We start from the raw sequence: 9,126 nt of genomic DNA, 5'->3' as shown, positions 1-9,126 counted from the left end.
TGCGCGTTCGTCCCGCTCACCCCGAAGGACGAGACACCGGCCCGGCGCGGACGGCCCTCACGCGGCCACTCCCGCGCCTCGGTCAGCAACTCCACCGCACCCGCCGACCAGTCGACCTGGTCAGAGGGGCGCTGGGCGTGCAACGTGGGAGGCATGACGCCGTACCGCAGGGCCTGCACCATCTTGATCACGCTGGCCACACCCGCGGCCGCCTGCGCATGGCCGATGTTCGACTTCAGGGAGCCGAGCCACAACGGCCGCTCCGCGTCACGGCTCTTACCGTACGTGGCGAGCAGCGCCTGCGCCTCGATCGGATCGCCCAGTGCCGTGCCGGTGCCGTGCCCCTCCACCACGTCCACGTCCGCCGCGGCGATACGGGCATTGGCCAGGGCCCGCCGGATCACCCGCTGCTGCGACGGGCCGTTCGGAGCCGTCAGACCGTTGGACGCGCCGTCCTGGTTCACCGCACTGCCCCGCAGCACCGCGAGCACCCGGTGCCCGCGCTCCCGCGCCACCGACAGGCGCTCCAGGAGCACGACTCCGACGCCTTCGGACAGGCCCATGCCGTCCGCGCCCTCGGCGAACGCCTTGCAGCGGCCGTCGTCGGCCAGGCCCCGCTGTCGCGAGAACGCCATGAACGTGGCGGGTGTCGCCATCACCATCGCGCCGCCGGCGAGCGCCATCGAGCACTCTCCCTGCCGCAGCGCCTGCGCGGCCAGATGCATCGCCACCAGCGACGACGAACAAGCGGTGTCCACCGACACCGCGGGGCCCTCGAAACCGAAGACGTACGACACCCGGCCCGACGCCACACTCGACGCCAGACCGGTGCCCGCGAATCCTTCCACTTCCGGCGCGAGCACGCCGGCCCCGTAACCCTGACCGGAGACACCGGAGAACACACCGACGTCCGTGCCCTTCAGGGAAGTGGGGTCGATGCCCGCTTCTTCCAGGGCTTCCCAGGAGGTCTCCAGGAGCAGCCGCTGCTGCGGGTCCATCGCCAGCGCCTCACGCGGCGAGATCCCGAAGAACCCCGCGTCGAAGAGACCCGCCCCGTCCAGGAAGCCGCCCTGACTGGTGTAGCTCGTACCGGCATGGTCCGGATCCGGGTCGAACAGGCCCTCCAGGTCCCAGCCCCGGTCTTCGGGGAAGTCCGAGACCGCGTCGACACCGTCGGCCACCAGCCTCCACAACTGCTCCGGCGAGGACACCCCGCCGGGCAGCCGGCAGGCCATGCCGACGATGGCGACCGGCTCGTCCGTATCGGCCGCGACGACCACCGGTGCTTCCGGTTCCGGCGCCGCCACCTCACCGAACTCCTCGCTCAGGTACCGGGCGAGGGCCTGCGGAGAGGGATAGTCGAAGACGAGCGTAGGGGGCAGCTTGAGGCCGGTCGCCTCGCGCAGCCGGTTGCGCAGCTCCACGGACGTGAGCGAGTCGAAGCCGGCGTCCTTGAACGCCGTGTCGGCCCGGACGCCGCCGGGTTCGGTGTGGCCCAGTACGACCGCGGCCTGGGCCCGCACGAGGTCGAGCAGGAGCGTCTGCTGCTCGGTGGGGGCGAGTCCGGCCAGCCGGTCGGACAGCTGACCGCCGTCGGCGACGGTGTTCGCCGCTCGAGCCTGCTGTCGGCCCGTGCGGACCAGGCCGCGCAGCAGGTGCGGCACCGCCGCGCCCGCCGACGCGTCGGCACGGACGGCCCGCAGGTCCAGCTTGACCGGTACGAGCAGCGCCCGCTCGGACAGGAGGGCGGCGTCGAACAGTTCCATGCCCTCGGCCGCCGATATCTCGAGCACACCGCTGCGGCTGGCCCGCGCCTGGTCGACAGCGCTGAGGTGCCCGGCCATGCCGAGGGACTGCTCCCACAGACCCCAGGCGAGGGAGAGGCCGGGCAGTCCCGTGGCCCTGCGGCTGCTCATGAGGCCGTCAAGGAAGGCGTTCGCCGCAGAGTAGTTGCCCTGCCCGGCGCCGCCGGACAGGCCTGCCACGGACGAGAAGACGACGAACGCGTCGAGGTCCGTGCCACGGGTCAGTTCGTCGAGGTGACGCACGGCGTCCACCTTGGGAGCGAACACCCCCGCGAGGCGCTCCGGGGTCAGCGCACCGATCAGCCCGTCGTCGAACACGCCGGCCGTGTGGACGACCCCGCGCAGCGGATGCTCGTCGGACACCTTGGCGAGCAGAGCCTCGACCTGGGAACGGTCGGACACGTCACAGGACACGACCTCCACGGCCGCCCCCTGCTCGGCCAGCTCGGCGACCAGCTCCGCCGCCCCCTCGGCCTCCGGGCCCCGGCGGCTGGCCAGGACCAGACGCCGTACGCCGTGCCGCGTGACCAGATGCCGGGCGACCAGGCCGCCCAGCGACCCGGCACCCGAGACCAGAACCGTCCCCTCGTCGCTGAACACTTGTGCCGCGTCCGTGACGCGATCGGTGACACGGGCGAGACGGGGAACCGCCATGACCGTGCCACGTACGGCGACCTGCGGTTCGCCACAGGCCACCACCGGGCCCAGCAAAGAGTCCAGGACCGAGTCCAGACCGCCTTCGGCGTCGGGGTCCGTGTCCAGGAGAAAAACCCGGTCCGGGGCTTCGGACTGGGCCGCACGCACCAGACCCCACACCGCCGCCCCGGCCGGGTCGGTCACCACACCGTCACCGGCGGGTACCGCACCCCGGGTCGCGACCAACAGCTGCGAATCCTCGAGGCCGTCCGCGGTCAGCCACGCCTGCATCACCGCGAGGACCCTGGAGGTCAGGGTGAGTACCGCGTCGTCCCCGCCGTCGCCGACGGCCTCCAGGACCGCCACCGCCGGTACGCCGACACTCTCGGACAGAGCCGACACGTCCTCGGGTGTGGTCACCGGCACCCAGGACGGGGGGAACTCCGCGCCCTGGGGCGTGGGCAGTTCACTCCACTCCAGGCGGAACAACGCGTTGGCCACCGCCGTGTCGGCCGGCGTCTCCAGCTGCTCGGTGGACACCGCCCGGGACACCAGCGAGTCCAGTGTCACCACCGGGCCACCGGCCTCGTCGGCCGCCTGGACCGACAGTGCGTCCGGACCGTTCGGTGCGATCCGTACGCGCAGCGCCGAGGCACCGGCCGCGTGCAGCACCAGGCCGTTCCACGCGAACGCCAGCACCGGCTCCCCGGACTCCTCCGCCTGCCCCGCGGCTCCGATCGTGCCGGCCTGGAGGGCGGCGTCGAGCAGCGCGGGATGGATGCCGAAGCGGTCGGCGTCCTTGCGGTGTTCCTCGGGCAGGGCGACCTCGGCGAAGACCTCCTCGCCGCGCCGCCACACGGCACGCACCCCTTGGAACGCCGGTCCATAGCCGTAGCCGCGTTCGTTCAGGTCACCGTAGAAGTCACCGATCTCGACGGCCTCCGCGCCGGCCGGCGGCCACGCGGTGAAGTCAGGCTCCGCCTTCCTTGCCGACGGTGCGACCGACAGCGTGCCCGTGCCGTGCCGTGTCCAGGCGTCCCCATCGCCGGAGGTGTCCTCGCGCTGGGAGTAGATCTCCACGGTGCGCGACCCGTTCTCGCCCGGTGCGCCGACGGCGACCTGGACCCGAACCCCGCCCTGCTCCGGCACCACCAACGGCGCCTCGATGACCAGTTCCTCCAGCACACCGCAACCGGCCTCGTCACCGGCCCGGACCGCCAGCTCCACCAACCCGGTACCGGGGAGGATGACGACTCCGCCCACAGCGTGGTCGGCCAGCCAGGGCTGCGCCTTCAACGACAGGCGGGAAGTGAAGACGAACCCGTCGGTCTGCGGCAGACGCACCACCGCACCAAGCAGCGGATGGTCCGCCGCCGCCTGCCCCAACGACGCCGCGTCCGTCGCCGACGCGATCTCGTGGAGCCAGTAGTGCTGGTGGTCGAAGGCATACGTGGGCAGGTCGAGCCGGGCCGAGGTCGCCCCGGCCGGGAGTATCCCGGCCCAGTCGACGGTGACACCCCGCACGAACAACTCCGCCATCGACGCCAGCAGACGACGCAGCCCCCCGTCCTCACGGCGCAGCGAGCCCGTCACCACCGTGCCGGTGCCCGAGGCATCGCTCTCGTCGAGGATCTCGGTGATCGGCTGGACCAGCACCGGGTGGGCGCTGACCTCGACGAAGACACCATGACCCTGTTCCAGAAGGCCGGCGACAGCCGGGCCGAAACCGACCTGGCTGCGGAGATTGCGATACCAGTAGCCGCCGTCCAGAACACCCGCCGCATCCACCCACCCGCCGGTGACGGTCGAGTAGAACGGAATCGACGGCTGTGCCGCCTCGACGCCGGCGAGCGTGCCGGCGAGGATCTCTCGGATGTCCTCCACATGCCGGGTGTGCGAGGCGTAGTCCACCGCCACCCGCCGCACCCGGACACCCTCGGCGGCCAGAACCTCCAGCACCTCGTCCAGCGCCCCGGCATCACCAGCCACCACGACCGACGACGGCCCGTTCACCGCGGCCACCTCGACCCGGTCCGCCCAACGCCCCAGCCGCTCAACCGCCTCGCTCTCGCTCAACGCGACGGAGGCCATACCGCCACGCCCGGCGAGCTGCCCGGCGATGGCCTGACTGCGCAACGCCACCACCCGCGCCGCATCCTCCAGCGACAACGCCCCCGACACACACGCGGCGGCGATCTCACCCTGCGAATGCCCCACCACCGCGTCGGGCTCCACACCCACCGACGCCCACACCGCCGCCAATCCCACCATCACAGCGAAACTCGCCGGCTGAAGGACATCGACCCGATCCAGCAGACCCGGGTCAGCATCCCCCCGCAGCACATCGACGAGTGACCAGTCGATGAACGGCTCCAAGGCCGCCGCACACTCCGCGACCCGCGCCGCGAACACCGGCGAGGAATCGAGCAGCTCCCGGCCCATACCCGCCCACTGCGAGCCCTGCCCGGGGAAGACCCATACGACCTTGCCGGGCGCACCCGAACCGGAAAGGACTCCGGCCGTGCTCTCGCCACGGGCGAGGGCCCGCAGACCAGCGACAGCCTCATCGTCCGAGCCGGCCACCACCACCGCACGCTCACCCAGCACCGCACGCCCAGCAACCAACGCGCCGGCGACGCCCGTCAGAGAACCCCCACCGGCTTCCTCCACGAAGGACGCGAGCCGCCCCGCCTGCCCGGCCAGAGACCCAGCGCTACGCGCCGACACCACCAACGGCACCACACCAGCAGGCGCAACCGATCGCTCCGCCACCGCCTCCTCGGGCGCCTCCTCGGGCGCCTCCTCCAGAATCAGGTGCGCGTTCGTCCCGCTCACCCCGAAGGCCGAGACACCGGCCCGGCGCGGACCGCCCTCACGCGGCCACTCCCGCGCCTCGGTCAGCAACTCCACGCCGCCCGCCGACCAGTCCACCCGCGACGTCGGCGCATCCACATGCAACGTCGCCGGCATCACACCATGCCGCAACGCCTGCACCATCTTGATCACACCGGCCACACCCGCGGCCGCCTGGGTGTGCCCGACATTCGACTTCAACGAGCCCAGCCACAACGGCCGCTCCGCGTCACGGCTCTTGCCGTACGTGGCCAGCAGCGCCTGCGCCTCGATCGGATCGCCGAGGACCGTGCCCGTGCCGTGCCCCTCCACCACATCCACGTCCGCCGGGCTGAGCCCCGCATTCGCGAGCGCTCCACGGATCACCCGCTGCTGAGCTGGGCCGTTCGGAGCCGTCAGGCCGTTGGACGCGCCGTCCTGGTTCACCGCACTGCCCCGCAGCACCGCGAGCACCCGGTGCCCGCGCTCCCGCGCCACCGACAGACGCTCCAGGACCACGACCCCGACGCCTTCCGCCCAGCCCGTCCCGTCCGCGCCGTCGGCGTACGCCTTGCAGCGACCGTCGTCGGCCAGACCCCGCTGACGCGAGAACTCCACGAACGCGCCGGGATTGGCCATGACGGTCGCGCCGCCGGCGAGCGCCATGGAGCACTCGCCCTGGCGCAGCGCCTGCGCGGCCAGATGCATCGCCACCAGCGACGACGAACACGCCGAGTCGATCGTTACCGCCGGGCCCTCGAAGCCGAAGACGTACGACACCCGGCCCGACGCCACACTCGTGGACCCGCCGGTGCCCGCGAAACCCTCCAGTTCGGGTGTCACCACGCTGGCGCCGGGAGCGACGTACCCCTGACCGAACACCCCGGAGAAGACGCCGACATCGGCGCCCTTGAGCGAGAGCGGGTCGATCCCGGCGCTCTCGAAGGCCTCCCAGGAGCTCTCCAGGAGCAACCGCTGCTGCGGGTCCATCGCCAGCGCCTCACGCGGCGAGATCCCGAAGAACCCCGCGTCGAAGAGACCCGCTTCGTGGAGGAAGCCGCCCTGATTGGTGTACGTGGTCCCCGCACGGTCCGGGTCCGGGTCGAACAGGCCCTCCAGGTCCCAACCCCGGTCCTCGGGAAATCCTGTCACGGCGTCGCGGCCGTCACGGACCAGTCGCCACAGGTCCTCGGGGCCCGCGACCCCGCCGGGCAGCCGGCACGCCATGCCGACCACGGCCACCGGCTCACGGGAGGCGTCGACGAGCAGGCGGTTCCGCTTCTTCAGCGAGCCGACCTCTTCGACCGACTTCCGCAGCGCCTCGACGACCTTCTCATACGACGCACTCACTTGGTTTCCCCAATCCTTCAGCGGTTTCGCAGGGTTAGTTGTCGCCGAGCGCCAGCAGCACGAGGTCGTCGACGTCCAGCTCGGCGACCGCCCTCTCCTCGTCGGCGTCGTCGAGGGCGCCGACCGCCGGTGCGCCGTCGTCGAGGGCGACCAGCTTGACCAGGGCGTCCATCAGCCCGGCTGCCCGGAACCGGGCCAGCGGGAGCGACGCGAGTGCGCGCCGCAGACGTTCCTCGTCCACGTCCTGGCCGGCCGTGCCACCGTCCGGGAACAGCTCGCCGTGCAGGTGGCGGGCGAGGGCCTGCGGGTTCGGGTAGTCGAAGACCAAGGTGGCGGGAAGCTGTAGTCCCGTCGCCGCCCGCAGCCGGTTGCGCAGTTCCACGGATGTGAGCGAGTCGAACCCGGTGTCCTTGAACGCCGTGTCCGCTCGGACCCCCTCCGGCCCGTCATGCCCCAGCACGGACGCGGCCTGGCCGCGTACCAGGTCGACCAGGGCCTTCTCCTGCTCGGCGGTGGGGAGTCCCGCAAGGCGGCGCAGCAGCTCGCCGTCCTGCTGGGAGCCCGTCCGAGCCGACTGGCGTCCGGCGCGGACCAGGCCGCGCAGCATGTGCGGGACTCCCCCGCCGGCCGCGGCGTCGGCCCGTACTCCTCGCAGATCCAGTTTGGCGGGTACCAGGAGCGAGTGCCCGGTCCCCAGCGCGGCGTGGAACAGTTCCATGCCCTCGGTCGGAGTCATCACCTGGAGGCCGCCGCGCCGGTTCATCCGGGAGCGGGTGAGGTCGTCGGTGTTCGCTGCCATGCCGTCGGTCTGCTCCCACAGACCCCAGGCCAGCGACAGCCCCGGCAGGCCCGCCGCCCGGCGGTTGGCCATCAGCCCGTCCAGGTAGGCGTTGGCCGCCGCGTAACTGCCGCTGCCCGCGCCCATGAAGACCGCCGAGACGGACGAGTAGACGACGAAAAGGTCCAGAGCCAGAGGGCGGGTGAGCTCGTCGAGGTGGCGTACGGCGTCCACCTTGGGTGCGAACACCCTCGCCAGCCGCTCCGGGGTCAACGCCCCGATCACCCCGGCGTCAAGGACACCGGCCGTGTGGATGACTCCGCGCAGGGGGTGCGCGTCGGACACCTCGGCGAGCAGAGCCTCGGCCTGGGCACGGTCGGACACGTCGCAGGCCACGACCTCCACGGCCGCGCCCTGCTCGGTGAGCTCGGCGACCAGTTCCTTGGCGCCCTCGGCCTCCGGGCCCCGGCGACTGGCCAGGACCAGATGCCGCACGCCGTACCGTGTGACCAGGTGCCGGGCCGCGAGGGCACCCAGCGAGCCGGTGCCTCCCGTGACCAGAACGGTCCCCTGGGCGCCGATCGCCGGTGAAGCGTCCGGGTGCCGTGTGTCGGTTGCGCGGGCGAGGCGGGGCACGAAGATCGCGGTGCCGCGCACCGCGATCTGCGGCTCGTCACCGGCCGCCACGGCGCCCAGGACGACGCCCGGGACGGCGGCCGGCCCGTCGGCGGATGCCGGATCGGCGTCGACGAGAACGATCCGGTCGGGATTCTCGGCCTGCGCGGCGCGCACCAGACCCCACACGGCCGCCCCGGCGGGGTCGGTCACCACGCCGTCACCGGCGGGCACCGCGCCCCGGGTCGCCACCACGAGGCGCGACTCCTCCAGGCCTTCCGTGGTCAGCCACGCCTGCACCACCGCGAGGACCCTCGATGTCAGCGTGAGTACCGCGTCGTCCCCGTCGCCGCCGACGGCCTCCAGGACCGCCACCGGCGGAGCGTCGGCCCCGTCGACCAGGCCGGTCACGTCCTCGACGGTGCCGACCGGCGCCCATGTCAGAACGGGCGCGCCACCCGGAGTTGCGGGCGCTTCCCGCCAGTCCAGGAAGAACAGCGAGTCGGCGGTCGCCGTGTCTCCGGACCGCGCCAGCTGCTCGGCGGACAGCGCCCTGACCACCAGCGAGTCCACCGTCAGCACCGGGCCACCGGTCTCGTCGGCCGCCTCCAACGTCAGGGCGTCGGACCCGCTGGGCAGCAGTCGCACCCGCAGCGCCGAGGCGCCCGCGGCGTGCAGCGTCACGCCGTTCCAGTCGAGCGGCTGACGGACGTCGTCACCGTCCGCTGCCGCGCCACCGACCGACGAGACGTTCAGGACGGCTTCGAGCAGGGCGGGGTGGATGCCGAACCTTCCTGCCTCCTTGCGGTGTTCCTCGGGCAGGGCGACCTCGGCGAAGACCTCCTCGCCGCGCCGCCACACCGCACGCACTCCCTGGAACGCCGGTCCGTACTCGTACCCCTGCTCCAGCAGACCTGAGTAGAGGTCACCGGTCTCGACGGCGGACGCACCGGGCGGTGGCCACGCCGTGAAGTCGCATTCCCCGCCACCGGACGAGGCCGAGGCAGACAGAAGCCCGGTGGCGTGCCGTGTCCAGGCGTCCTTGTCGCCGGGGGCGTCCTCGCGCTGGGAGAAGATCTCCACGGTGCGCGTCCCGTTCTCGCCCGGTGC

At 72.4% G+C, this 9,126-nt stretch carries 2 protein-coding genes; both read right to left on the bottom strand.

The window, feature by feature from the left end:
• Window positions 1-6,623: type I polyketide synthase (locus ACH4NX_RS38240; protein ID WP_398153396.1), on the bottom strand; the 6,623-nt coding region annotated here is incomplete at its 3' end.
• Between the two features lie 34 nt (window positions 6,624-6,657).
• Window positions 6,658-9,126 (bottom strand): type I polyketide synthase (locus ACH4NX_RS38235; protein ID WP_398130373.1); only part of this gene is annotated, 2,469 nt, incomplete at its 5' end.

The sequence above is a fragment of the Streptomyces sp. NPDC017225 genome (genome assembly GCF_044331465.1).
Classification (GTDB): Bacteria; Actinomycetota; Actinomycetes; order Streptomycetales; family Streptomycetaceae; genus Streptomyces.
Note: the sequence above shows the minus strand (reverse complement) of the source record. Positions and strands in the feature narration are given on the sequence as shown.